Raw genomic sequence first — 21,048 nt, 5'->3', positions numbered from 1 at the left:
GAATAAGCGGCCGAAACAATTTCCGGACACCGGATCGAGAAGGATCCAACCCCTGCCGGAATACGGGGAATTAAGGCCCGTGTGAGACCAACTCCACATCACATGGTCATCACAAAGCCCGCGATTCGCCCGGGCCGACCAGCGCCGGGCGGTAACGTCGATTGAGTGCGTACCGATCAAATCCTGACCCGTCTGGAGCGGGTCTTCGCCCGGCTGGACCGGGAACCAGAGCGACCGGCTCATCTGCAGACTCCGCAGATGAGCCGGCACCGCGTCGTGCTCCTGGGATCGACCCTCGCGTTCTACCTCGCCATCGTGGTGGCCGTGCTGACCACCTCCTGGCTGGTCCGCCTGGACTGGCAGATCATGTTCTTCCGGCCCTACGAGCAGTGGCCGCAGCTGCACGCCTTCCTCGACTACCTGGTCGTACTCGGCCAGCGCGGGCCCACCGCGGTCATGGTCGCCGCGTGGCTCGGCTGGCGCTCCTGGCGGCAGCACACCCTCCGCCCGCTGATCACCCTCGGCGTCGCGCTGCTGCTGCTCAACGTGACCGTCGGGTCCGTGAAGCTGGGCCTGGGCCGGCTCGGCCCGCACTACGCCACGGAGATCGGCTCGGCCGAACTCTTCGCGGGCGGCGATATATTCCCTTCCGGCCACACCGCCAACGCCGTCGTGACCTGGGGAATCCTGGCCTACCTGGCTTCCACCGTGGTCACCCGGCGGGTGCTGTCCGTGGTGTCCGCGGTCGTCTCGCTGAGCGTCGGGGCCACCACCGTGTACCTCGGCACGCACTGGGTCAGCGACGTCCTGCTGGGCTGGTCCGCGGGTCTGCTGATCCTGCTCGCGCTGCCCTGGTTCGAGCCGCTCATCGCGCGGACCGAGGCCTACGTCTTCGATCTGCGCGAGCTGCTGCGCCGCCGGGCCGAGACCGGACGGATGCCCGCACCGGTGGTCTCCGCGCTCACCCCGCTGCTCTCCGCGGGCGGCAAGTGGCGGCTGAAGCCCGTCGCCGAGACCGCCGGCGAGCCGGCCCCGGCGCCCGCCGCGGCGACGCCGGCCGGCAGCGCGGCGGGGCACTCCCCGGCGCACCGTTCGGCCGTGCACCCGGCCAACCGGCCGCACCTGATCCGCTCCGAGCGGACCCCGGTGACCCCGGTCGGCAGCCGCCGCCCGGCCCACCCCGCGCACCCCGAGCGGGCCGGAACCCGGGGCACCGCGGCCCGTCCGGTCGCCGGCGGCTGACGGCCGCGACGGGGGCGGTACGCACCCTCCACCCCCGTGACACGAAGGCGGGCCGGGTCATCGACCCGGCCCGCCTTCGGCGTTCGTCAGCGCCACGCCCGGACGTTCGTCCGTCCCGGGTCACGCTTGTGTCACAGAATATCTACAGTCGCCAATTGCTTTCCGGACCGCGACACGCCCGGGCTGCGGACGTATTCGAATTTCCGTCGAGAACCACGAAATTGCGGCTGTCCATTTCCATCGATCCCTTGGACCGGACCAGCTGAATCCCCCTCAGGTCCACTACATTTCCTTCACTTCCCCGGCCCGACGGCCCGCCCCAGGAGATCTCTGAGGTCCCTCATCCGATCCGTGAGACCGGACGGCTCGACCACTTCGAACTCACAACCGAGCAGCAGGATGTGAATCACCAGAACGTCCAGGTTCACGGCCCCGGTGCGCAGCAGGCAGGTGTGCGCGTCGACCGGTTCCAGGACCCCGTCGCTCGGCCCGATGATCTGCGCCGCCTCCTCTTCCGGCACCTTCAGCCGCACCACCGCGCGGGCGGCGTAGACCCGCTGCGAGACGCCTTCGGAGACGAAGGCGGCGAGGTCCTCGGCCGGTGGCGGGCGCGGGGTGAAGCGCGGCCCGTGGGGCGGTCTGGGCTCGATCCGGTCCGCACGGAAGGTGCGCCACGCCTCGCGGTCCAGGTCCCAGGCGACCAGGTACCAGCGGCGCTCCGTGCAGACGAGCCGGTGCGGTTCGACGGTGCGGCGGGTGAGACTGCCCCCGTGGTCCCGGTACTCAAAGCGAAGGCGCTCGGCGTCCCTGCAGACCGAGGCCAGTTCGGTCAGCACCGAGGCGTCCACGGTGGAGCGCTGGGCCCCGCGCAGCATCGGCACCGTGAACGCGTTGAGGGCGGACACCCTCCGGCGCAGCCGCGACGGCAGGACCTGCTCCAGCTTCGCGAGGGCCCGCACGGAGGCCTCCCCGATCCCCTCGACCCCGTGGCCCGCGGCGGTCCGCAGCCCGACGGCGACGGCCACGGCCTCGTCGTCGTCCAGGAGCAGCGGCGGCAGCTCGGCGCCCGCCCCCAGCTGGTAACCGCCGCCGGTCCCGGGAGTGGCGTTCACCGGATACCCGAGCTCCCGCAGCCGGTCCACGTCGCGCCGCACCGTCCGGGCGGTGACGCCCAGCCGGTCCGCGAGGTCGGCGCCGGTCCACTCGCGGTGGGCCTGGAGCAGGGAGAGCAGGCGCAGCAGCCGCGCGGAGGTCTCGAGCATCCCCCGAGTCTGCCAGTGGCGCCGCCGCGCGCGGCCCGTGATCGCCCTGCCGCCCCCGCCCGGGAAACGGGGCCCGCCCCGGCCGGACGCACCACGTTCGGCTCCGCCGCAGGCGCGGGCTAAGGCCGGGGGCCCGCCTGGCCTACGGGGTTCGGCTTCGCCGCAGGCGCAGGGACCGGTACGCCCGCAGGCGCCGGACTCGGCTTCGCCCCCGGCACGGGAACGGGCGCAGGGGTCGGCTTCGCCGCGGGCGGCGGGGGCGGGTCCGGGAGGAGCAGGAGGGTGCCCACCTCGATCGCCGCCGGCTTCGGCCCGATCGTCTGCCGGTTGGCCTCGTACAGCGCCTGCCATCCGCCCTTCACCCGCCGCTCACGGGCGATCGTGACCAGTGTGTCCCCGCCCCGGACCGTGTGCATCCGCCCGGCGAGTCCGTAGCGCTTGGAGCAGACCGGCCACGCGTTCCACCCCTGCGCCGCCAGGACCTCCTGTGCCACCCGGATCTGCTGCGCGCGCTGCGCCAGGTCGGCCCGGGGCGCGTACGCCAGGCCGCCGTACTCCTCCCACGTCGGCTGCCAGAACTGCAGCCCGCCGTAGAAGCCGTTGCCGGTGTTGACCGCCCACCGCCCGCCGCTCTCGCAGTCGGCCACGCAGTCCCAGGGCCACTCCCCGCCGGGCCCGCAGTCCCCCGGTCCGCTCCCGATCACGCCCGGCGAGCCCGGGTGCGCGGCCCCGGCCGGACCCGGCGCGGGCGGCGGCGGTGCCGCGTCCGCCGCCCCCTGGAGCGGTACGAGCACCAGCACGGCGGCGGCCGCGGCGGCGCGGACGGCCCGGGGGATGCGGAGGTTGGGCATCGGATCACGCTACGCAGCGCCCCGCGGCGCCCCACGGCCCGCCACGCGGCGGGTCACGCCACCCCACCCGGTCGGCCGACCGCACCCGTCCGCCGAAACGGCCACACCCGGCCACCAACTGCGCACGAGTAGAAACCAGTTGGCACAAAAACGAAGCCCTGGGCGCACGGTTCACCCTTCCGGGCGCCCGGTTCGAATCCGTTCCCTCAAATGGCGTGACCCCGGCCACCGCTCCTGCGTTGTGCCCGGCGAGCCGGGAGCCTCCCGGACCCGCACCTATGCCGAGGAGCCACCCCGTGCCGCGCATGCTCGACGTCAGTGATGAGGTACGTGCCGAGATCGGTGACGAAGAAGCCGACAGGCTGCTCGTCGGCGACGACGCGCCGCGCAGTTACGACTGCACCTCCTGCCGCACTCCGGGCGACCCCGAGAACGACCGCACCAGCACGGTGCTGTTCGTCGGCGAGGAGACCGCCGTCCTCGCGTTCGCCCACGCCACCTGCATCCCCTCGCAGGTCGTCTCCGTCTCCGAGGAGCAGCTCCAGGGCGCGGTCCGCAGCATCACCGGCGACAGCCCGGCCTCCGCGTCGGACACGGGCGCGCCCGCTCCGCAGAACGTGCCCGGCGGACAGGCCGTCCTCGGCATCACCAGCGGCCTCGTGCTCATCGGCGGCGAGCTGCACCCGGCCCTGGTCGTCGAGCCGACCGCGCCGATCGCCCGCCCGGGCAGCGACGGCCCCGGCGACGACTTCCTGCCGCTCCTGATCGAGCAGGGCTTCATCCCGGTGACCGACACGTCCGAGCTCCCCACCCTCCTCGGCGGATGGTCGGTCCTGCTCGCGGCCGGGCAGCTGCACGCCGTGCTCCAGCCGGGCGCCGAGGGCGGCGGCCAGGTCGCCTGGTGGCAGGCGCACCAGGCGCTGTCGGTCACCGACGGCTGGCGGACCGCCGTCCAGAAGACCCAGCGCGTGCTCATCTACGCCGCCCCGGTCGGCTCCATCGGCCAGCAGCCCCGTGAGGACCTGCTGCGCGACGCGCTGGACAAGGCCGCCGCCGCGGGCAAGCTCGTGGCCGCCGCGATGCCGCTGGCGGGCACGCCCGGCGCCTGATCCGGCGGGTACCCGAAGACGGCCGCCCGGTCCCCGTGGAGGGGGCCGGGCGGCGTGCGCCGGGGGTGTGCGGTCCGTCCCGCACACCCCCGGCGATCTGTGTTTCCCGCCCCTTCACCCCGCATCCGCAGCGCGCCGGTTTCGTTGGCTGATACGTGCATCCATACGACTCCTCCCGCGCCCCGTCCTATCCGAGCGCCGTCCCCGCCATGCGTCCCGTACGCGACCGGGACAGCTCTCCGGCCGTCTCGCACACCCCGATCTACGACGCGCTGTACTCGGAGTACCTGCGCGCCTTCCGGGCCCTGCCGGGCGACCGCACGGGCGAGGAGGACCTCGGGTTCACGGCCTTCTCCTACGGGGGCGGCTACACCGGCACGTACGGCGGCGGCTGGAGCGGTTCGGGCTGGCAGCGGGCCGAGTGGCAGCCCTCCTACGGCTCGCAGGCCCCGTCCCAGACGCCCTCCCCCGCACAGCAGCAGCCCCAGCCGCAGACCCAGCCCGCCTACTCGTACGCGGGCAGCCCCGGATACGCCGACGGGCGGCAGCACCAGACCGGGATGACGCACATCCCGGCGGCCCTGCCGCCCGCTCCGCGCCGGGGCTACTGACCCCGGACCGCCGCTACTTCTTCTTCTTGTACTGGGCGCCGCGCTTCTCGCGCACCCGCACCGAGATGTGGATCGGGGTGCCCTCGAAGCCGAACTCCTCGCGCAGGCGGCGCTCGATGAAGCGCCGGTAGCCGTGCTCCAGGAAGCCGGAGGCGAACAGGACGAACCGCGGCGGCTTGCTCCCCGCCTGGGTACCGAACAGGATGCGGGGCTGCTTGCCGCCGCGGATCGGGTGCGGGTGGGCGGCGACGACCTCACCGAGGAAGGCGTTCAGCCGGCCGGTGGGGACGCGCGTCTCCCAGCCCGCGAGCGCGGTCTCGATCGCCGGGACCAGCTTCTCCATGTGCCGGCCGGTGAGCGCCGAGACGTTCACCCTGGGCGCCCAGGAGACCTGCTGCATCTCGGTCTCGATCTCGCGCTCGAGGTAGTAGCGGCGCTCCTCGTCGAGCTCGTCCCACTTGTTGTAGGCGATGACGATGGCACGGCCGGCCTCGACGGCCATGGTGATGATGCGCTGGTCCTGGACGCTGATGGTCTCGGTGGTGTCGATCAGGATGACCGCCACCTCCGCCTTCTCGACGGCCGCGGCGGTGCGCAGCGAGGCGTAGTAGTCGGCGCCCTGCTGGAGGTGGACCTTCTTGCGGATACCGGCGGTGTCGACGAACTTCCAGGTGACGCCGCCGAGCTCGATCAGCTCGTCGACCGGGTCGCGGGTGGTGCCGGCGAGCTCGTTGACGACGACCCGGTTCTCCTTCGCGACCTTGTTCAGCAGCGAGGACTTGCCGACGTTCGGGCGGCCGATCAGCGCGATGCGGCGCGGGCCGCCGGGGGCGGCGCCGCCGAAGGTCTGCTCGGGGGCCTCGGGCAGGACGTCGAGGACGGCGTCGAGCATGTCGCCGGTACCGCGGCCGTGCAGCGAGGAGACCGGGTGGGGCATGCCGAGGCCCAGGGACCACAGCGAGGCGGCGTCGGACTCGCCGCTCTGGCCGTCGACCTTGTTGGCACACAGGACGACGGGCTTCTTCGCCTTGCGGAGCAGCCGGACGACGGCCTCGTCGCTGTCGGTGGCGCCGACCTTGGCGTCCACGACGAAGACGACCGCGTCGGCGGTCTCGATGGCGTACTCGGCCTGGGCGGCGACGGCCGCGTCGATGCCGAGGACGTCCTGCTCCCAGCCGCCGGTGTCGACGACCTTGAAGCGCCGGCCGGCCCACTCGGCCTCGTAGGTGACGCGGTCGCGGGTGACGCCGGGCTTGTCCTCGACGACCGCCTCGCGGCGGCCGATGATGCGGTTCACCAGCGTCGACTTGCCGACGTTGGGGCGGCCCACGACGGCGAGGACCGGCAGCGGGCCGTGGCCCGCCTCCTCGATGGCGCCTTCGACGTCCTCGAGGTCGAAACCCTCTTCCGCGGCGAGCTCCATGAACTCCGCGTACTCGGCGTCGCCAAGTGCTCCGTGGTCGTGCTGGTCGTTCATGAAGTCCGTTCCTCGTCGTTCGTGGTGATCGGTGGTGCCCGCGCAGCGCGGTTCCACTACTGGTTTCAAGTCTCGCTCAGCGCCCGGTCAGGCGCTTGGCGTCGGCCAGGTGGGCGGTCAGCCGGTCCTGGATGCGTACGGTGGCCTGGTCCAGCGCGGTACGGGTACGGCGGCCACTGCCGTCCCCGGCGTCGAAGGCCGAGCCGAAGACGACGTCGACCCGGCTCTTGAAGGGCGGCAGGCCCGGGACCAGCCTGCCGCGGCCCGCGGAGCTGCCGAGGACGGCGACGGGCACGATGGGCGCGCCGCTGCGGACCGCGAAGTACGCCAGTCCCGCGCGCAGCGAGGCGAAGTCGCCCTCGCCCCTGCTGCCCTCGGGGAATATCCCGAGGGCCCCGCCCTGGTCGAGCACGGCGAGGGCGCGGCCTATCGCGGCCCGGTCGGCGCCGGAGCGGTCGACCTTGACCTGTCCGATGCCGTCCAGGAGGGGGCCGAGCGGGCCCACGTACGCTTCCTTCTTGATCAGGAAGTGCAGGGGGCGGGGTGCGGTGCCCATGACCATGGGGCCGTCTATGTTGTGCGTGTGGTTCACGGCGAGGATGACGGGGCCCGAGGCGGGCACCTTCCAGGCGCCCAGTACGCGCGGCTTCCACAGCCCGTACATGAGGCCGATGCCGATGCGCCTGCCGACCGCCGCACCCTTGAGGGAGGGCGTTCGGCTCACTTGCGGCCCGCCCGCTTCTCCTCGACGAGCGTCACGACGCACTCGATGACCTGGTCGAGCGTGAGCTCGGTGGTGTCCACCTCGACCGCGTCGCCGGCCTTGGCCAGCGGGGAGGTCTTGCGGCCGGAGTCCGCGGCGTCGCGCTTGATCAGCGCCGCCTTGGTGGCCGCGAGGTCGGCGGCCTCCTTGCCGCGCAGTTCTCCGCTGCGCCGGGCGGCGCGCGCCTCGGCGGAGGCGGTCAGGAAGACCTTGAGGTCGGCGTCGGGGAGGACGGTGGTGCCGATGTCCCGGCCCTCGACGACGATCCCGTCCGCCTCCCGGGCCGCCTCGGCGGCGATGGAGCGCTGCAGCTCGGTGATGAGCGTGCGCACCTCGGGGACCGCGCTGACGGCGCTGACCCGCGAGGTGACCTCCTGGGTCCGGATGGGACCGGCGGCGTCGAGGCCGTCCACCGTGATGGTGGGGGCGGCCGGGTCGGTGCCGGACACGATGGTGGGCTTGCCGGCGGCGACCGCCACGGCCTGCGCGTCGTCGGTGTCGACCCCGTTGGAGATCATCCACCAGGTGATGGCCCGGTACTGGGCACCGGTGTCCAGGTAGCGCAGCCCGAGCTTGGCGGCCACGGCCTTGGAGGTGCTGGACTTGCCCGTGCCGGAGGGACCGTCGATGGCGACGATCACGGCGGACGGAGCTGCGGTTTCCACGGTGCGGGCACCTTCCTGGTTGCGCGTGCGTGTCAGGGCGCGGCAAAACGCCCCCCTGCAAGGTTACCGGGCCCCGGGGGGTGTCTCGCCGGTCAGGCCGGGCTTTCCGGCCCGCGGGCTACTGCTTGCGCAGGGCCCAGCCCCGTTCCCGCAGCTCCGCGGTCAGGCCGGCCACGGAACGCGGCTCCACCATGAGCTGGACGAGACCGGCCTGCTGGCCCGTCGCGTGCTCGATCCGCACGTCCTCGATGTTGACCCCGGCGCGGCCGGCGTCGGCGAAGATCCGGGCCAGCTCGCCCGGCTGGTCGCTGATGAGCACGGCCACCGTCTCATAGGCCGCGGGTGCCGCTCCGTGCTTGCCCGGGACCCGTACCCGGCCCGCGTTGCCGCGGCGCAGCACGTCCTCGATGCCGGCGGCTCCGCCGCGGCGCTTCTCCACGTCGGCGGACTGCAGGCTGCGCAGGGCGTCCACGGTCTCCTCCAGGTCGGCCGCGATCCCGGCGAGGACGTCGGCGACGGGTCCCGGGTTGGCCGACAGGATCTCCACCCACATCCGCGGGTCGGAGGCCGCGATCCGGGTCACGTCCCGGATGCCCTGCCCGCACAGGCGTACGGCCGTCTCGTCGGCCTCCTCCAGCCGGGCCGCGACCATGCTGGAGACGAGCTGGGGGGTGTGGGAGACGAGCGCGACGGCCCGGTCGTGGGCGTCCGCGTCCATCACCACCGGTACGGCCCGGGAGAGGGCGACCAGCTCCAGCGCGAGGTTGAGGACCTCGTGGTCGGTGTCCCGGGTCGGGGTGAGCACCCAGGGGCGGCCCTCGAAGAGGTCCGCGGTCGCGGCGAGCGGCCCGGACTGCTCCTTGCCCGCCATCGGGTGGGTGCCGATGTAGGCGGTGGCGTCCACGCCGAGCGCGGCCAGTTCCCGCCGGGGTCCGCCCTTGACGCTGGCCACGTCCACGTACGCGCGCGCCGCGCCGCGCCCTATGAGGTCGGCCAGGGTCGCGGCCACGTGGGCCGGGGGTACGGCGACGATCGCGAGGTCGACCTGCTCCTGCGGGGGTTCGTCGGTGCCGGCCCCGAGGGCGGCCGCCGTGCGGGCCCGGTCCGGGTCGTGGTCGGCGAGGTGCACGGTGATCCCGCGGGCGGTCAGCGCGAGCGCCGCGGAAGTGCCGATCAGTCCGGTTCCGATGACGACGGCGGTTCTCACGGGGCGCTCCACGGGTGCTGTGACGACAGGTTCTGACTCAGGGTAGCCAGACGTCACGCCGCGAGGGCCCGGCTGCCCGCCCTGTGGGACGGCGCCGGGCCCTCGTGGGGCGGGGCCGTCAGAACTTCTGCTGCCGGAGGATGTCCTCGAGCGAACCGGAGGGGATCTCTCCGGCCGGTGTCAGCTTGTCGACGGCCTGCGGCAGGCTCTGGGCGATCTGGTCCGCCGCCTGTTCCGGCGAGACCCCGGCCTGGGCCGCGACCTTCTGGAGGGTTTCGTCCGGCAGGGCCTCGCTGATCTGCGCGCCGCTGACCTGCTTGTTCTCGCCGGTGCCGATCCAGGACTGGGCCTGGTCGGCCAGGCCGGACTTGGTCAGCATGTCCATGAGGCCGCCGAGCGGGTTGTTGTTCGCGCCGCCGGCGGCCTGGCCGCCACCGCCGGCGCCACCGCCCATGAGCGCGCCGAGGAGGGCGCCGAGGATGTCGCCTCCCCCGCCGCCGCTCCCGCCCTTGCCGCCGCCGAGGAGGCCGCCGAGAAGCGAACCGAGGTCGTTACCTGCCATCGTCATGCCTTTCGCAGGAGGGCCGGGCCGCGCGGACAGCGCCGTACCCGGCATCGAGACACGGACAATGTCGCCCGAACCGGACCACGTCGCCACCCGGCACCCGGGCCGGCCGCCACTGCGGTAGAACGATCGGCATGATCTTCCACATCGTCCCGCTCGCCGACTGGACCGCCGCGCCCGAGCTCCCGTACGCCCCGCCCTCGCTGGACTCCGAGGGGTTCGTGCACTGTTCGGCCGACCGGGCGACGGTGCTGGACATCGCCGAGACGCACTACCGGGCGCTGCCGGGGACCCTGCTGGCGGTCGAGCTCGACGAGGACGCCCTGACGGCGGAGGTCCGCCGGGAGGGTGATTCCGCCGGCCGTTTCCCACATGTTTTCGGTCCGCTGAACCGGGACGCCGTGGTCCGCGTGTGGGAGGTCGTACGCACACCTGGCACACCTGCCTCACTGGCACCATGGCAGCAGGGCTCGTGAAACGGCGCGGCAGGCTTCACCTGAGGCCCGCCGCAGGCCAGGATGCTGCACGCCGATCCGGCCACACAGCGAGGAGAGACTGATGAGCGACCCCACGCAAACCGCCCGGCGCACGGTACTGGTGATCGGAGCGGCCACCCTGGCGGGCGGCGCCCTGACCGCCTGCGGCAGCGGCGCCGACGGCGCGGACACCGGGTCCGGTGAACCGAACGGCGCCGCCAGCCCGCCGCCCGGCGACGCCCCCGCCGCCACCCCTTCGGCCGGCGGCGCGCCCGCGGGGAAGGCCATCGCCAAGGCGACGGACGTGCCCGTGGGCGGCGGCAAGGTCCTCAAGGAGCAGAAGGTCGTCGTCACCCAGCCCACCGCGGGGTCCTTCCGCTGCTTCACGGCGGTCTGCCCCCACCAGGGCTGCCTGGTGACCAAGGTGGAGGACAACGCCATCAACTGCGCCTGCCACAACAGTGAGTTCAAGGCCACCGACGGCGCGGTGATCAAGGGCCCGGCCACGAAGGGGCTGGCCGAGAAGAAGATCACGGTCTCCGCGGACGGCAACATCACGCTGGCGTAGCGGGCGCTCGCAGCCCTGCCGGCCTGCGGAAAAGGCCCGGCAGGGCGGGTGCGCCCCGGCGTAGGCTCCCCGGATGGACGATCTGACGCTGGTACGGGACCACACGGTCTACCGGTGCGTGATGGGCTCCCGGGCGTTCGGGCTGGCCACGGAGACCAGCGACACCGACCGGCGCGGCGTCTACCTCGCGCCGACCCCGCTGTTCTGGCGGTTCGACAAGCCCCCCGCGCACGTGGAGGGCCCCCGGGACGAGGAGTTCTCCTGGGAGCTGGAACGCTTCTGCGAACTCGCCCTGCGGGCCAATCCGAACATCCTGGAGTGCCTGCACTCGCCCCTGGTGGAACACGTCGGCCCGGTCGGCGTGGAACTGCTCTCCCTGCGCGGGGCCTTCCTCTCCCGCCGGGCCCACACCAGCTTCGGCCGGTACGCGGCCTCCCAGCACGGCAAGCTCGTCGCGGACGTCCGCGTCCACGGCGCGCCGCGCTGGAAGCACGCCATGCACCTGCTGCGCCTGCTGCTGTCCTGCCGCGACCTCCTGCGCACCGGCCTCCTGAGCATCGATGCGGGCCCCCACCGCGACCGCCTGCTCGCCGTCCGCCGCGGGGAGCTCACCTGGGACGAGGTCGACGCCTGGATGACCCGCCTGCAGGAGGAGACGGAGAAGGCCCTGGCCGGCACTCCCCTGCCCCAGGAGCCGGACCGCGCCCGGGTGGAGGACTTCCTCGTCCGCACCCGGCGCGCGTCAGCCCTCCAGTGACCGCCGCCGGCGGACGACGTAGGCGTCCAGCGCGTCGAACGCCGAGCCGTGCTCGGGCAGCGCGGTAGCCGCCTGCGCCGCGTCCAGCACCGCGTGCAGCGCCTCGAAGTCCTGCCGTACCTCGGCGAGCGGCGGGCCCTCGTAGCCGCCGTGCTCGGCGGCGACCTTGGCCTCGATCAGGGCGGCGAGGTACGGCGGTGCCTCCGGCACCTCGGCGAGCAGCGTCGGCAGGTGGGCCTGCACCTCGGCGGACCGCATCAGGTGGATGCCGGTGAGCAGCGCCCGGAAGGCGTAGAGCAGCGGCTTGAGTTCGGCGGCCCTGCCGAAGAGCCGCCACTGGGTGTTCGCGAACCCCCGGTAGTGGTGGGCGTGGTGGGAGGTCAGGACGCCGGGGGCCAGGGCGACCAGCTCCTCGTGCGCCGCCGTCGTGTGGACCACGAGCGGGGAGAGCAGCTGCTCCAGCACGTAGCCGTTGCGGTTGAGCATGAGCCGGACGAACTTGCGCAGGTCATGGGTGACGAGGTCCATCTCCACGTCGTCGCGGTCCCACATGCGGGTGCGGGTCTCCTCGGGCTCGCGCAGGCCCAGGAGGTCCTCCGCCGGGAGCAGGTGCGCCCCGCGCAGGTCGATGTCGGAGTCCCGCGACGGGAAGCCGTACAGGTGTGCGCCCGAGACCGTGGCGAAGAGCAGCGGGTCGGGCTGCTCCGCCACGACGGGGGTCAGGTCGATACTCAGCGCGTCCAGCATGGATCACGCGTCCCAGAGGGTGCCGAAGGCCAGGAGTTCGTCCCGGTACTCGATGCGGCCCTCCCATTCGCGCGGCCAGACGTCCGCCCCGAGGTGGGCCCCGGCGAAGGCGCCGGCGAGGCAGGCGAGGGAGTCGGAGTCGCCCTTGGTGCAGGCGGCGCGGCGCAGGGCCGTCAGGGGCTCGTCCGGGAAGAGCAGGAAGCACTGCAGGGCGGTGGCGAGGGCCTCCTCGGCGATCCAGCCCTCGCCGGTGGTCAGGCAGGGGTCCGTCTCGGGGGACGGGGAGCGCAGGGCGGCCGCGAGCCGGTCCAGCACCTCCAGGCACTCGTCCCAGCCGCGCGCGATGAAGGACTCCGGGGTGGCGTCGCTGGCGGTCCGCATCCACAGGTCGCCGAGCCAGCGCTCGTGGTAGCGGGTGCGGTTCTCCAGGGCGTACGAGCGCAACCGCCCGACGAGGCCGGTGACCTCGGTTCCGGTGGCCAGCAGGTGCACCGTCAGCGCCGTCAGGTCGGAGGCGGCGAGCGCCGTGGGGTGGCCGTGGGTGAGGGCGGACTGGAGCTGGGCCGCGCCGGCCCGTTCCTCGTCGGTCCAGCCGGGCACCAGTCCGACGGGGGCCACCCGCATGTTCGCCCCGCAGCCCTTGGAGCCGGTCTGGCTGGCGTCGCGCCAGTCGCGCTGCGGATCGTTGAGCAGGTGGCAGGCCCGCAGGCAGGTGTTGCCGGGCGCCCGGTTGTTCTCCGGCGAGTGGTACCAGTCGACGAACTCCTCGCGGACCGGGCGGGTCAGGCGCAGCGGGCCTATGCGTCCGCGGTCCGTCGCGGTCCGGATGCCGCGCGCCAGGGCGAGGGTCATCTGGGTGTCGTCCGTGACGATCGCCGGGCGGGGCAGGCGCATCTCGCGCCACGGGCCGGTCTTGGCGAGGATGGCGGGGACGTCGTTGAACTCGGTCGGGAAGCCCAGGGCGTCGCCGAGGGCCAGGCCGACCAGCGCGCCGGTAGCGGCTCGCTTCGTCATCGGGTGGGTCCTTCCGGTCGGAGCAGTGGTGGGTGCAGGGCGGTCGCCGGTCCGGCCCGGTAGAGGGCGGCCGGTTTGCCGCGGCCCCCGGTGAGCCGGGCGGCGCCCGGTACGGGCTCGACGAACCCGGGGGTCGTCAGGACCTTGCGGCGGAAGTTGGGCCGGTCGAGGACGGTGTCCCAGACGGTCTCGTACACGGACAGCAGCTCCCCGAGCGTGAACTCGGGCGGGCAGAAGGCGGTGGCCAGGCAGGTGTACTCCAGCTTCGAGCGGATCCGTATCCGCGCGTCGGCCAGGATCTCCGCGTGGTCGAAGGCGAGGTCGGGGGCCTGCCCCAGGGGCAGCCAGCGGGCCTGCGCCGCGTCCCCGCCGCCCTCGGCGGCCGGCTCGGGCAGGTCCGGGACGAGGGCCGTGAAGGCCACCGAGACGACCCGCATCCGGGGGTCGCGGTCCGGCTCGCTGTAGGTGCGCAGCTGCTCCAGGTGCAGGGCGGCCACGACCTGCTCGGGCAGGCCGGTCTCCTCGGCGAGTTCGCGGCGGGCGGCCGTCTCGGCGGATTCCCGCGGCAGGACGAAGCCGCCGGGCAGGGCCCAGGATCCGGCGTACGGTTCCTGGCCGCGCCGGATCAGCAGCACGTGCAGGGCGCCGCCGCGCACGGTGAACACGGCGAGGTCGACGGTCACCGCGAACGGCTCGAAGGCGTACGGGTCATAGCCCGGCTCCGCCGCCCCGCTCACCGGTTCTCCGGGAGGGGGTCGGCGAACCGCCAGCCTTCGGCGAGCAGTTCGTCCACGGCCGCCACGGCCGCGGCCAGCCGCTCCTGCCGGTCGCCGCGCAGGGACAGGAAGCGCCGTCCGGTGCTCTCCAGCTCCTCGCGGAACCGCCGGGTCATCCAGGGTCTGAGCTCGGGGCCGTCGCGCAGTCCGTCGTCCTCGAAGGGGACGTCGGCGTCCTCGGTCAGCAGGTACAGGTCCCGGTGGGTGAGGGCGGCGATCCGCTCGACCTCCGGGTTGCGGCCGCCCATGTACCGCTCGTGCCAGATGCCGGTGGCGAAGGAGTCGGTGTCGCAGACCAGCACCGGTGATCCGGCGCGTGCGGCCCGTTCCTCGGCCTCGTCCTGCCGGCGGGCGATCACGGGGAACTCCTCCGAGGTGAAGGAGACGTCCTCCCAGCCGGCCGACGGGTCGGCGGCGCGGGCCGCGGCGAGCTTCTCCTCGCTGTAGCGGCGTCCGTACTCCTCGACCCAGCCGGTGGCCGCCCAGACGCCGCCGCGCGCCCGCAGGTGCGCGGCCAGGTCACGGGACAGCGTGGTCGTCCCGGTGGACTCGGCGCCCAGGACGACGACGCGGCGTGCGAGGCGGGCCCGTACGGCCGGGCCGAGGAAGTCCCAGCAGCCGGCCGGGTCGGCCCGTACGGCGGTCCCGGAGACCGGGAAGAGGGTCCGGGCGGGGTCCACGCAGACCTCCTCGGCGCCGAACCTGCGGGCGAGCTCGGTGCCGTACTCCTCGGAGGTGAAGACGGCGTCGACGGGTCGGCCGACGGCGGCCCGGAAGATCGCCATGTGGGCCTCCCAGATCTCCGGGTCGTGCAGGTCGACGGGGATGTCGTCGACGGCCCCGACGACGTCGGCCTCCGGGTGCGCCTCGCGCATCCAGGCGACGCGGTCGGCGAGCGGCACCGACTCCACGGAGGCGGCGCAGACCAGGACGGTCAGCCGCTCGCAACGGTCCTGGGCGGTGCGCACCAGGTGGTGGTGGCCGGCGTGCGGCGGGTAGAACTTGCCGAGCACCAGCCCGTGGCCGAAGCGCCTCATGCCGTCGCCTCCAGGGCCGTGCGGGCGCCGCGCTCGGTGAGCGTGCGCCGCCAGCCGAGCAGGCCGGCGACGCACAGGGCGAGGAAGCCGACGTAGAGCAGGGCGGTGAGGTGGAGCCCCTTGTGGACGTACAGGGGGATGTAGACGAGGTCGGCGGCGATCCACAGCCACCAGGACTCGACCAGCTTGCGGCACTGGCCGTAGGTCGCCGCGAGGGAGAGCGCCGTCGTGACCGCGTCCCAGAAGGGGACGGTCGAGTCGGTGGCGTGGTCGAGCAGCAGGGTCAGGCCGAGGGTCCCCGCCGCCCCCGCCGCGGCCAGCCAGGCCCATTCGGTGCGCGTGGTGCGGCGCACCGGCAGGGCCCCGGCGGTTCCTGGTCCACCCCCGTGGGTCCAGGACCACCAGCCGTACGCGGCGAGGGCGATGAAGACGATCTGGAGTCCGGCGTCGGCATAGAGGCCGGCCTGGGTGAAGAGCACGATGAAGAAGACGTTGTTGGCGATGCCGATCGGCCAGTTGGCGATGTGCTGACGGGCCACCAGCCACACGCACACGGCGCCCGTGGCGAAGCCGAGCACCTCGGTCCAGCTCAAGGTCCAGTTCATCCCGGCCCCCACTTCCTTTAATAGTCACTGTGACTATAAACAGGGTCGGAGGGTCTGGGCAAGGGAAAAGCCCGCAGTGCCGGGGCACTGCGGGCTTCTCATGGAGCGGTGGAGCGGGTGGAGTGGGTGGAGCGGTGGGCCGGGGGCCTACAGACCGACCTCGCGCATCAGCATGCCGACCTCGGTGTTGGTCAGGCGGCGCAGCCAGCCGGACTTCTGGTCGCCCAGCTCGATGGGACCGAAGGAGGTCCGCACCAGCTTGTCGACGGGGAAGCCCGCCTCGGACAGCATGCGGCGGACGATGTGCTTGCGGCCCTCGTGGAGGGTCACCTCGACCATGTAGTTCTTGCCGACCTGGTCCAGGACGCGGAAGTTGTCGGCGCGGGCCCAGCCGTCCTCGAGCTCGATGCCGTCCTTGAGCCGCTTGCCGATGTCGCGCGGCAGGTTGCCGGTGATCGCGGCGACGTAGGTCTTCTTCACGCCGTACTTCGGGTGCGTGAGGCGGTGGGCCAGCTCACCGTGGTTGGTGAGCAGGATGATGCCCTCGGTCTCGGTGTCCAGCCGGCCGACGTGGAACAGCCGCGTCTCGCGGTTGTTGACGTAGTCGCCCAGGCACTGGCGGCCGTCCGGGTCCTCCATGGTGGAGACGACGCCGGCCGGCTTGTTCAGCGCGAAGAACAGGTAGGACTGGGTGGCGACGGTCAGACCGTCCACCTTGATCTCGTCCTTCGGCTGGACGCGCTTGCCCTGCTCGGTGACGATCTCGCCGTTGACCTCGACGCGGGCCTGCTCGATGAGCTCCTCGCAGGCGCGGCGCGAACCCATGCCGGCGCGGGCGAGGACCTTCTGCAGGCGCTCGCCCTCCTGCTCGGCGCCCGGGAAGGTCTTCGGGGTCTTGATCACGGGCTTGTCGGCGTACCGGTCGCGCACGCGCTCCTCGATGCGCGCGTCCAGCTCGCGCGGGCGGGACTGCCCGCTGCGGCTGCCCGGACCGCGGCGCGGGCCGCCGGCGCCGCCGATGCCGGGGGTCCTGGGCGTACGGGGGCCGCCCTTGGCGCCGCCGCGCGCCGCGTCGCCGCGGGCACCGCCGCGGCTGCGCTCGCCCTCGGGGCCCACGTCGTAGCGGCGCTCCTCCGGACGGGGGTTGCGGGGACGCTGGGGAGCCTGGTCGCGGTCACGGTCGCGCGAACCGCCCTGGCCGCCCTGGCCGCCGCGGTAGCCGCCGCCACCGCTGCCCGAGCCGCCGCCGGAGCCGCCCCGGTAGCCACCGCCACCGCCGGAGCCGGAGCCGCCGCGGTAGCCGCCACCGCTGCCCGAGCCGCCGCCGGAGCCGCCGCGGTAGCCACCGCCGCCGCCGGAGCCGCCGCCACGGGCGCTACCGCGCCCGCCGCCGCCACCGCCGCCGCTGTTCCTGTTGCCACCGTTGCCGTTGCCGCTGCTTCGCATCAAAGTTCCGTCGTCTTGTCGTCTTCATCGGTGTCCGGTGCGTCCGGATCGAACGACGGCACACCTTCTTGCGTCTCGGCTTCGATCGCGTCCACCTCGGGGAGGAAGGGCGCGAGCTCCGGGAGCTCGTCCAGGCCGCGCAGGCCCATCCGCTCCAGAAAGTAGTTCGTCGTCCTGTATAGGATCGCACCTGTTTCGGGTTCCGTCCCCGCCTCCTCCACCAGACCGCGCTGCAGGAGGGTCCGCATGACCCCGTCGCAGTTGACTCCGCGCACGGCGGAGACCCGCGACCGGCTCACCGGCTGGCGGTACGCGACGACCGCCAGGGTCTCCAGCGCCGCCTGGGTCAGCCGGGCCTGCTGGCCGTCCAGCACGAAGCCCTCCACGGCCGGGGCGTACTCCGCCCGGGTGTAGAAACGCCACCCGCCCGCGACGAGCCGCAGCTCGAAGCCCCTGCGTGCGGCCGTGTACTCGTCGGCGAGCTCCCGCAGCGCGTCCGCGACCTCACGCGGAGTGCGCTCCAGCACCTTGGCGAGGTGCGCCTCGGTCGCGGGCTCGTCCACGACCATGAGGACGGCCTCCAGGGCGGGCTTCAGTTCCAGCGCGGCCACCGCGCCGGCGTCGCTGTTCAATCCTTCGCCTCCACGATCCGGTCGAACTCGTCGGTCACGGTCGGCATGCCGTCGCCGTCCCCGCCGCTCCAGCGCACGGTGAGGGTCCGCAGGGCCTCCTCCTGGTCGAGGGCGACCGCCTTCTCCCGGTAGAGCTCCAGGAGGGCCAGGAAGCGCGCCACGACGGTGAGGGTGTCCTCGGCGTCCTCGGTGAGCTCCTGGAAGGTGGCCTCGCCGCGCACCTTCAGCATCCGCACCACGACGCCGGCCTGCTCGCGCACGCTGACCAGGGGCGCGTGGATGTGGTCCACGTAGACCTGGGGCTTGGCCTTGGGCTGCATGGCCTTGACGGCGAGCCGGGCGAACCCGTCCGCGCCGATGCTGATGACGACGTCGGGCAGCAGGTCGGCGTGGTGCGGCTCCAGACCCACCGTGCGGGGGTAGCGCCGGCCCTCGCTCTCCGCCCGCCGCTCGAAGATCTCGGCGATCTGCTTGTACGCGCGGTACTGGAGCAGGCGCGCGAAGAGCAGGTCCCGGGCCTCCAGGAGGGCGAGGTCGGCCTCGTCCTCGACCTCGGCCACCGGCAGCAGCCGGGCGGCCTTCAGGTCGAGCAGGGTGGCGGCCACGACGAGGAACTCGGTGGTCTGGTCGAGGTCCCAGTCGGGCCCCATGGCCCGGATGTACGTCATGAACTCGTCGGTGACCCTGGACAGCGCGACCTCGGTGACGTCGAGCTTGTGCCGGGAGATCAGCTGGAGCAGCAGGTCGAAGGGCCCCTCGAAGTTGTCGAGCCGCAGCGTGAACCGCCCGTCGCCTGCTGCGGGTGCGGGCTCCGCGGCGCTCTTCTGCACTCCCGGGTCCGCCCCTGCGGCGGTCGCTGCCGCGTCCGGGGTCCCGGCGGTGTCGGCCGGCCCGGCCGGATCGCCGGTCCCGGCGCGCTCCGCCGCGACCGGGCCCGTGGCGGGGGCCTCGGGCGCCGCCGGGTCGGACACCGGGGCCTCGGCGGTGGCACCCGGCCCGCGCCCCAGGCTCCGGCGGGCCGGGCGGGCTGCGTGGTGATCGGGGGGCATGGCGGTCCAGGTGGGTACGGAAGAAACGGCAGGTGGGCCACGAAAAGCCTAGGCCCTGCCCGAACGTTTTCCCGCCCCCGCGGGCAGCGCGGCGGGGCGTCCCGGCGGGCGCTTGCGGGCCGGCAGTCGGCAGTCGGCAGTCGGCAGTCCGGGAAGCGCACGGCAGGTCGAGCGGCGGGGCCGGCGGGAAGCGGAGAGGCCGCCGACGGCGGGTCGGCGGCCTCTCGGCAGGACATCGGGCGCGTCACGGTCCGGCCGGGCGGCGCCGCTGGGGCCCGCAGGGGCCTAGCGGCCGCGGAGGCGGCGGACCAGGATGCTGGCGTCCCCGCGGGACTCCAGGTCGGCGAGGACGACCGCCACGGCCTCGCGGACGATGCGGCCGCGGTCGACGGCCAGGCCGTGCTCCCCGCGCAGCACCAGCCGCGCGTGTTCGAGGTCCATCAGTTCCTCGGCGGAGACGTAGACCGTGATCTTCTCGTCGTGCCGCTCGCGGCCGCTGGGCCGCCGGTTCGCACCGCGGCCCTGGCCCTTGCCCCGCCGGGTCGCCCCGGCCGGGGCGGCAGGCGCCCCGGCGGCCGGCCCGGCCGGGCTGACAGAACCTTCCTGCGGTCGCCGCGGCTGGCCCACCACGGGCCCGCCCGTCTCCGCAGCGGCCTCAGCCTCCCGGCTGCGGCCCTCTCCCGCCGTTCCCCCGGCCGGAGCGGCCGAGTGTTCCGCGGCGGGTGCCTCCTCGGCCCCGCGGCGCGGCGAGGACGACTGCAGCGCCATCCCCCCGGTCGTACGGAACAGTTCGTCGGCGCCGGGCAGACTCACTCGGCGTGACACCGGGCGAGCACCTCCCTGGCCAGCTGGCGATAGGCGGCGGCGCCGACGGAGTTGGACGCGTACGTCGTGATCGGCTCACCGGCGACCGTGGTCTCCGGGAAGCGCACCGTCCGGCCGATGACCGTGTGGTAGACGTGGTCGTCGAAGGCCTCGACGACGCGCGCCAGCACCTCGCGGCTGTGCACCGTGCGGGAGTCGTACATGGTGGCGAGGATGCCGTCGAGCTCCAGCTCGGGGTTGAGCCGCTCCTGCACCTTCTCGATGGTCTCGGTCAGCAGCGCCACGCCGCGCAGCGCGAAGAACTCGCACTCCAGCGGGACGATGACCTTGTGAGCCGCCGTCAGGGCGTTCACGGTCAGCAGGCCGAGCGAGGGCTGACAGTCGATCACGATGTAGTCGTAGTCGGCCATCAGGGGCTTCAGGGCCCGCTGCAGGGTGGACTCGCGCGCGACCTCGCTGACCAACTGCACTTCCGCAGCGGACAGGTCGATGTTGCTCGGCAGCAGGTCCATGTTGGGGACCGCCGTCTTGAGCAGCACCTCGTCGGCCGACATGCCCCGCTCCATGAGCAGGTTGTAGACCGTCAGGTCGAGTTCCATCGGGTTCACGCCGAGGCCCACGGACAGCGCGCCCTGCGGGTCGAAGTCGACGAGCAGCACGCGGCGCCCGTACTCGGCGAGCGCGGCACCCAGGTTGATGGTCGACGTGGTCTTGCCCACGCCGCCCTTCTGGTTGCACATCGCGATGATCTTCGCCGGACCGTGGTCGGTCAGCGGACCCGGGATCGGGAAGTACGGGAGCGGGCGTCCGGTCGGGCCGATCCGCTCACGGCGCTGGCGGGCAGCGTCGGGGGCGAGGGTGGCCGCGTACTCGGGGTCCGGTTCGTACTCCGCGTCGGGGTCGTAGAAGTGCCCCTCGGGCACATTGTCGTAGTCGGCGAATCCCGTGGGCGTATCGCCGCTCAGGTCGCCGGCCCTGGAGTTCACGTCTAGGCCGTCCATGCTCTTTTGGGGCGTCGTCATGTGCTGGTGGTTTGCGAAGGTGCGTACTGCGACGGAGCCGACAGCTTCGAGCCCGGCAGGACTCTGGCCCCGCTCAGGGACGCCTGCTCCACCACCCCCAGGAGTAAATGTCGACTTATTCACAAGTCGTCTTACCTCCTCGGACGCGACCAGGACACTTATCGATAGGTCAGCGTGGCACCATGCCGACGGTTGGCGACTCTATGGCGTGTCACCACTCAGCGGCAACACAATCCGCCGGACCCGGCACGATGTGTCGGCAACCGAACACCACTCTGTCAAGGGCGTCCACGCCGTCGCTGCGAAGTTTCGCGGGTGCGCGAAAGGGTTAAAGGGTTACGT

Annotated in this window: 23 protein-coding genes; 6 read left to right on the top strand and 17 right to left on the bottom strand. The window is 73.1% G+C overall.

The genetic code is table 11. The features are described from left to right. Window positions 1-165: 165 nt before the first annotated feature. Window positions 166-1,242, top strand: a complete 1,077-nt coding sequence (locus AB0O53_RS26325; RefSeq protein ID WP_351001465.1) for a phosphatase PAP2 family protein — start codon at window positions 166-168, stop codon at window positions 1,240-1,242. A gap of 293 nt (window positions 1,243-1,535) precedes the next feature. Here the strand turns inward: AB0O53_RS26325 and AB0O53_RS26320 are convergent, their stop codons facing one another. Then, window positions 1,536-2,504 carry a helix-turn-helix transcriptional regulator gene (locus AB0O53_RS26320; protein ID WP_351001467.1) on the bottom strand — a complete coding sequence of 323 codons (969 nt, stop codon included), beginning with the start codon at window positions 2,502-2,504 and terminating at the stop codon, window positions 1,536-1,538. 119 nt (window positions 2,505-2,623) lie between these two features. Beyond that, a complete protein-coding gene (locus tag AB0O53_RS26315) occupies window positions 2,624-3,355 on the bottom strand; it encodes a LysM peptidoglycan-binding domain-containing protein (protein WP_351001469.1) in 732 nt (243 codons plus the stop codon). Between the two features lie 296 nt (window positions 3,356-3,651). On the opposite strand from AB0O53_RS26315, the gene AB0O53_RS26310 reads away from it, so the two are divergent. Together AB0O53_RS26310 and AB0O53_RS26305 are read left to right on the top strand one after the other, a co-directional pair. Beyond that, on the top strand, window positions 3,652-4,464 hold the full coding sequence (locus AB0O53_RS26310; RefSeq protein WP_351001471.1) for a DUF8842 C-terminal domain-containing protein: 813 nt from the start codon (window positions 3,652-3,654) through the stop codon (window positions 4,462-4,464). 209 nt (window positions 4,465-4,673) lie between these two features. Beyond that, window positions 4,674-5,075 carry a hypothetical protein gene (locus tag AB0O53_RS26305; RefSeq protein ID WP_365198691.1) on the top strand — a complete coding sequence of 134 codons (402 nt, stop codon included), beginning with the start codon at window positions 4,674-4,676 and terminating at the stop codon, window positions 5,073-5,075. A gap of 13 nt (window positions 5,076-5,088) precedes the next feature. Here AB0O53_RS26305 and der read toward each other — a convergent pair whose 3' ends face one another. The 5 genes from der to AB0O53_RS26280 all read right to left on the bottom strand — a co-directional run bounded on the left by der (window position 5,089) and on the right by AB0O53_RS26280 (window position 9,749). Next, on the bottom strand, window positions 5,089-6,552 hold the full coding sequence (der, locus tag AB0O53_RS26300) for a ribosome biogenesis GTPase Der (RefSeq protein WP_030855303.1): 1,464 nt from the start codon (window positions 6,550-6,552) through the stop codon (window positions 5,089-5,091). A gap of 76 nt (window positions 6,553-6,628) precedes the next feature. Beyond that, window positions 6,629-7,318 (bottom strand): lysophospholipid acyltransferase family protein, encoded by a 690-nt coding sequence (locus AB0O53_RS26295; RefSeq protein WP_365198688.1) that lies wholly within the window; start codon window positions 7,316-7,318, stop codon window positions 6,629-6,631. Then, window positions 7,273-7,980, bottom strand: a complete 708-nt coding sequence (gene cmk / locus AB0O53_RS26290) for a (d)CMP kinase (RefSeq protein ID WP_351001477.1) — start codon at window positions 7,978-7,980, stop codon at window positions 7,273-7,275. The genes AB0O53_RS26295 and cmk overlap by 46 nt, the downstream gene beginning before the upstream one ends. Before the next feature lie 118 nt (window positions 7,981-8,098). Beyond that, window positions 8,099-9,187, bottom strand: a complete 1,089-nt coding sequence (locus tag AB0O53_RS26285; RefSeq protein WP_351001479.1) for a prephenate dehydrogenase — start codon at window positions 9,185-9,187, stop codon at window positions 8,099-8,101. A 118-nt stretch (window positions 9,188-9,305) separates the two neighbouring features. Further along, on the bottom strand, window positions 9,306-9,749 hold the full coding sequence (locus AB0O53_RS26280) for a YidB family protein (RefSeq protein ID WP_351001481.1): 444 nt from the start codon (window positions 9,747-9,749) through the stop codon (window positions 9,306-9,308). Between the two features lie 137 nt (window positions 9,750-9,886). Here AB0O53_RS26280 and AB0O53_RS26275 point away from each other — a divergent pair, with 137 nt between their 5' ends. The 3 genes from AB0O53_RS26275 (at window position 9,887) to AB0O53_RS26265 (ending at window position 11,553) form a co-directional block, all read left to right on the top strand. Further along, window positions 9,887-10,228, top strand: a complete 342-nt coding sequence (locus tag AB0O53_RS26275) for a DUF952 domain-containing protein (protein ID WP_351001483.1) — start codon at window positions 9,887-9,889, stop codon at window positions 10,226-10,228. An 82-nt stretch (window positions 10,229-10,310) separates the two neighbouring features. Then, complete coding sequence (locus AB0O53_RS26270; RefSeq protein ID WP_351001485.1) at window positions 10,311-10,796, top strand: Rieske (2Fe-2S) protein; 486 nt, start codon at window positions 10,311-10,313, stop codon at window positions 10,794-10,796. A 73-nt stretch (window positions 10,797-10,869) separates the two neighbouring features. Then, window positions 10,870-11,553, top strand: a complete 684-nt coding sequence (locus AB0O53_RS26265; protein WP_365198683.1) for a nucleotidyltransferase domain-containing protein — start codon at window positions 10,870-10,872, stop codon at window positions 11,551-11,553. On the opposite strand, the gene AB0O53_RS26260 is transcribed toward AB0O53_RS26265, so the two are convergent. The 10 genes from AB0O53_RS26260 to AB0O53_RS26215 all read right to left on the bottom strand — a co-directional run bounded on the left by AB0O53_RS26260 (window position 11,539) and on the right by AB0O53_RS26215 (window position 20,706). Then, the gene (locus tag AB0O53_RS26260; protein ID WP_351001489.1) at window positions 11,539-12,300 is read right to left on the bottom strand and encodes a nucleotidyltransferase domain-containing protein; all 762 of its coding nucleotides are present in this window, start codon (window positions 12,298-12,300) and stop codon (window positions 11,539-11,541) included. The genes AB0O53_RS26265 and AB0O53_RS26260 overlap by 15 nt on opposite strands. A gap of 3 nt (window positions 12,301-12,303) precedes the next feature. Next, complete coding sequence (locus AB0O53_RS26255) at window positions 12,304-13,314, bottom strand: ADP-ribosylglycohydrolase family protein (RefSeq protein WP_351001491.1); 1,011 nt, start codon at window positions 13,312-13,314, stop codon at window positions 12,304-12,306. After that, complete coding sequence (locus AB0O53_RS26250) at window positions 13,311-14,051, bottom strand: NUDIX hydrolase (RefSeq protein ID WP_365198679.1); 741 nt, start codon at window positions 14,049-14,051, stop codon at window positions 13,311-13,313. The genes AB0O53_RS26255 and AB0O53_RS26250 overlap by 4 nt, the downstream gene beginning before the upstream one ends. Next, the gene (locus tag AB0O53_RS26245) at window positions 14,048-15,127 is read right to left on the bottom strand and encodes an AAA family ATPase (protein ID WP_351001495.1); all 1,080 of its coding nucleotides are present in this window, start codon (window positions 15,125-15,127) and stop codon (window positions 14,048-14,050) included. Before AB0O53_RS26245 ends, AB0O53_RS26250 begins: the two co-directional genes overlap by 4 nt. Next, window positions 15,124-15,732, bottom strand: a complete 609-nt coding sequence (gene pnuC / locus AB0O53_RS26240) for a nicotinamide riboside transporter PnuC (RefSeq protein ID WP_351001497.1) — start codon at window positions 15,730-15,732, stop codon at window positions 15,124-15,126. The genes AB0O53_RS26245 and pnuC overlap by 4 nt, the downstream gene beginning before the upstream one ends. Before the next feature lie 147 nt (window positions 15,733-15,879). Continuing rightward, window positions 15,880-17,178, bottom strand: coding sequence for a pseudouridine synthase (locus tag AB0O53_RS26235; RefSeq protein WP_365198675.1), 1,299 nt, complete (start codon window positions 17,176-17,178; stop codon window positions 15,880-15,882). Then, window positions 17,178-17,810, bottom strand: a complete 633-nt coding sequence (gene scpB / locus AB0O53_RS26230) for an SMC-Scp complex subunit ScpB (protein ID WP_365198672.1) — start codon at window positions 17,808-17,810, stop codon at window positions 17,178-17,180. The genes AB0O53_RS26235 and scpB overlap by 1 nt, the downstream gene beginning before the upstream one ends. Beyond that, window positions 17,807-18,859: a segregation and condensation protein A gene (locus tag AB0O53_RS26225; protein ID WP_365198669.1), complete on the bottom strand. Its 1,053-nt coding sequence runs from the start codon at window positions 18,857-18,859 to the stop codon at window positions 17,807-17,809. The genes scpB and AB0O53_RS26225 overlap by 4 nt, the downstream gene beginning before the upstream one ends. A gap of 285 nt (window positions 18,860-19,144) precedes the next feature. After that, window positions 19,145-19,627, bottom strand: coding sequence for a hypothetical protein (locus AB0O53_RS26220; protein ID WP_435886673.1), 483 nt, complete (start codon window positions 19,625-19,627; stop codon window positions 19,145-19,147). A 41-nt stretch (window positions 19,628-19,668) separates the two neighbouring features. Further along, the gene (locus tag AB0O53_RS26215) at window positions 19,669-20,706 is read right to left on the bottom strand and encodes a ParA family protein (protein WP_225884681.1); all 1,038 of its coding nucleotides are present in this window, start codon (window positions 20,704-20,706) and stop codon (window positions 19,669-19,671) included. Between the last annotated feature and the right edge of the window lie 342 nt (window positions 20,707-21,048).

Source organism: Streptomyces erythrochromogenes (assembly GCF_040684695.1).
In the GTDB taxonomy this organism is placed as follows: domain Bacteria; phylum Actinomycetota; class Actinomycetes; order Streptomycetales; family Streptomycetaceae; genus Streptomyces; species Streptomyces erythrochromogenes_C.
This window is presented reverse-complemented; position numbering and strand designations above follow the sequence as displayed.

Bases quoted from the DNA above. Each gene is read 5' to 3' on its own strand.
- AB0O53_RS26225 (WP_365198669.1), bottom strand. From the start codon at position 18,859: ATGCCCCCCGATCACCACGCAGCCCGCCCGGCCCGCCGGAGCCTGGGG.
- AB0O53_RS26315 (WP_351001469.1), bottom strand. From the start codon at position 3,355: ATGCCCAACCTCCGCATCCCCCGGGCCGTCCGCGCCGCCGCGGCCGCC.
- AB0O53_RS26275 (WP_351001483.1), top strand. From the start codon at position 9,887: ATGATCTTCCACATCGTCCCGCTCGCCGACTGGACCGCCGCGCCCGAG.
- der (WP_030855303.1), bottom strand. From the start codon at position 6,552: ATGAACGACCAGCACGACCACGGAGCACTTGGCGACGCCGAGTACGCG.
- pnuC (WP_351001497.1), bottom strand. From the start codon at position 15,732: ATGAACTGGACCTTGAGCTGGACCGAGGTGCTCGGCTTCGCCACGGGC.
- AB0O53_RS26235 (WP_365198675.1), bottom strand. From the start codon at position 17,178: ATGCGAAGCAGCGGCAACGGCAACGGTGGCAACAGGAACAGCGGCGGC.
- AB0O53_RS26305 (WP_365198691.1), top strand. From the start codon at position 4,674: ATGCGTCCCGTACGCGACCGGGACAGCTCTCCGGCCGTCTCGCACACC.
- AB0O53_RS26245 (WP_351001495.1), bottom strand. From the start codon at position 15,127: ATGAGGCGCTTCGGCCACGGGCTGGTGCTCGGCAAGTTCTACCCGCCG.
- AB0O53_RS26280 (WP_351001481.1), bottom strand. From the start codon at position 9,749: ATGGCAGGTAACGACCTCGGTTCGCTTCTCGGCGGCCTCCTCGGCGGC.
- AB0O53_RS26255 (WP_351001491.1), bottom strand. From the start codon at position 13,314: ATGACGAAGCGAGCCGCTACCGGCGCGCTGGTCGGCCTGGCCCTCGGC.
- AB0O53_RS26320 (WP_351001467.1), bottom strand. From the start codon at position 2,504: ATGCTCGAGACCTCCGCGCGGCTGCTGCGCCTGCTCTCCCTGCTCCAG.
- AB0O53_RS26265 (WP_365198683.1), top strand. From the start codon at position 10,870: ATGGACGATCTGACGCTGGTACGGGACCACACGGTCTACCGGTGCGTG.
- AB0O53_RS26220 (WP_435886673.1), bottom strand. From the start codon at position 19,627: ATGGCGCTGCAGTCGTCCTCGCCGCGCCGCGGGGCCGAGGAGGCACCC.
- AB0O53_RS26260 (WP_351001489.1), bottom strand. From the start codon at position 12,300: ATGCTGGACGCGCTGAGTATCGACCTGACCCCCGTCGTGGCGGAGCAG.
- AB0O53_RS26270 (WP_351001485.1), top strand. From the start codon at position 10,311: ATGAGCGACCCCACGCAAACCGCCCGGCGCACGGTACTGGTGATCGGA.
- AB0O53_RS26215 (WP_225884681.1), bottom strand. From the start codon at position 20,706: ATGACGACGCCCCAAAAGAGCATGGACGGCCTAGACGTGAACTCCAGG.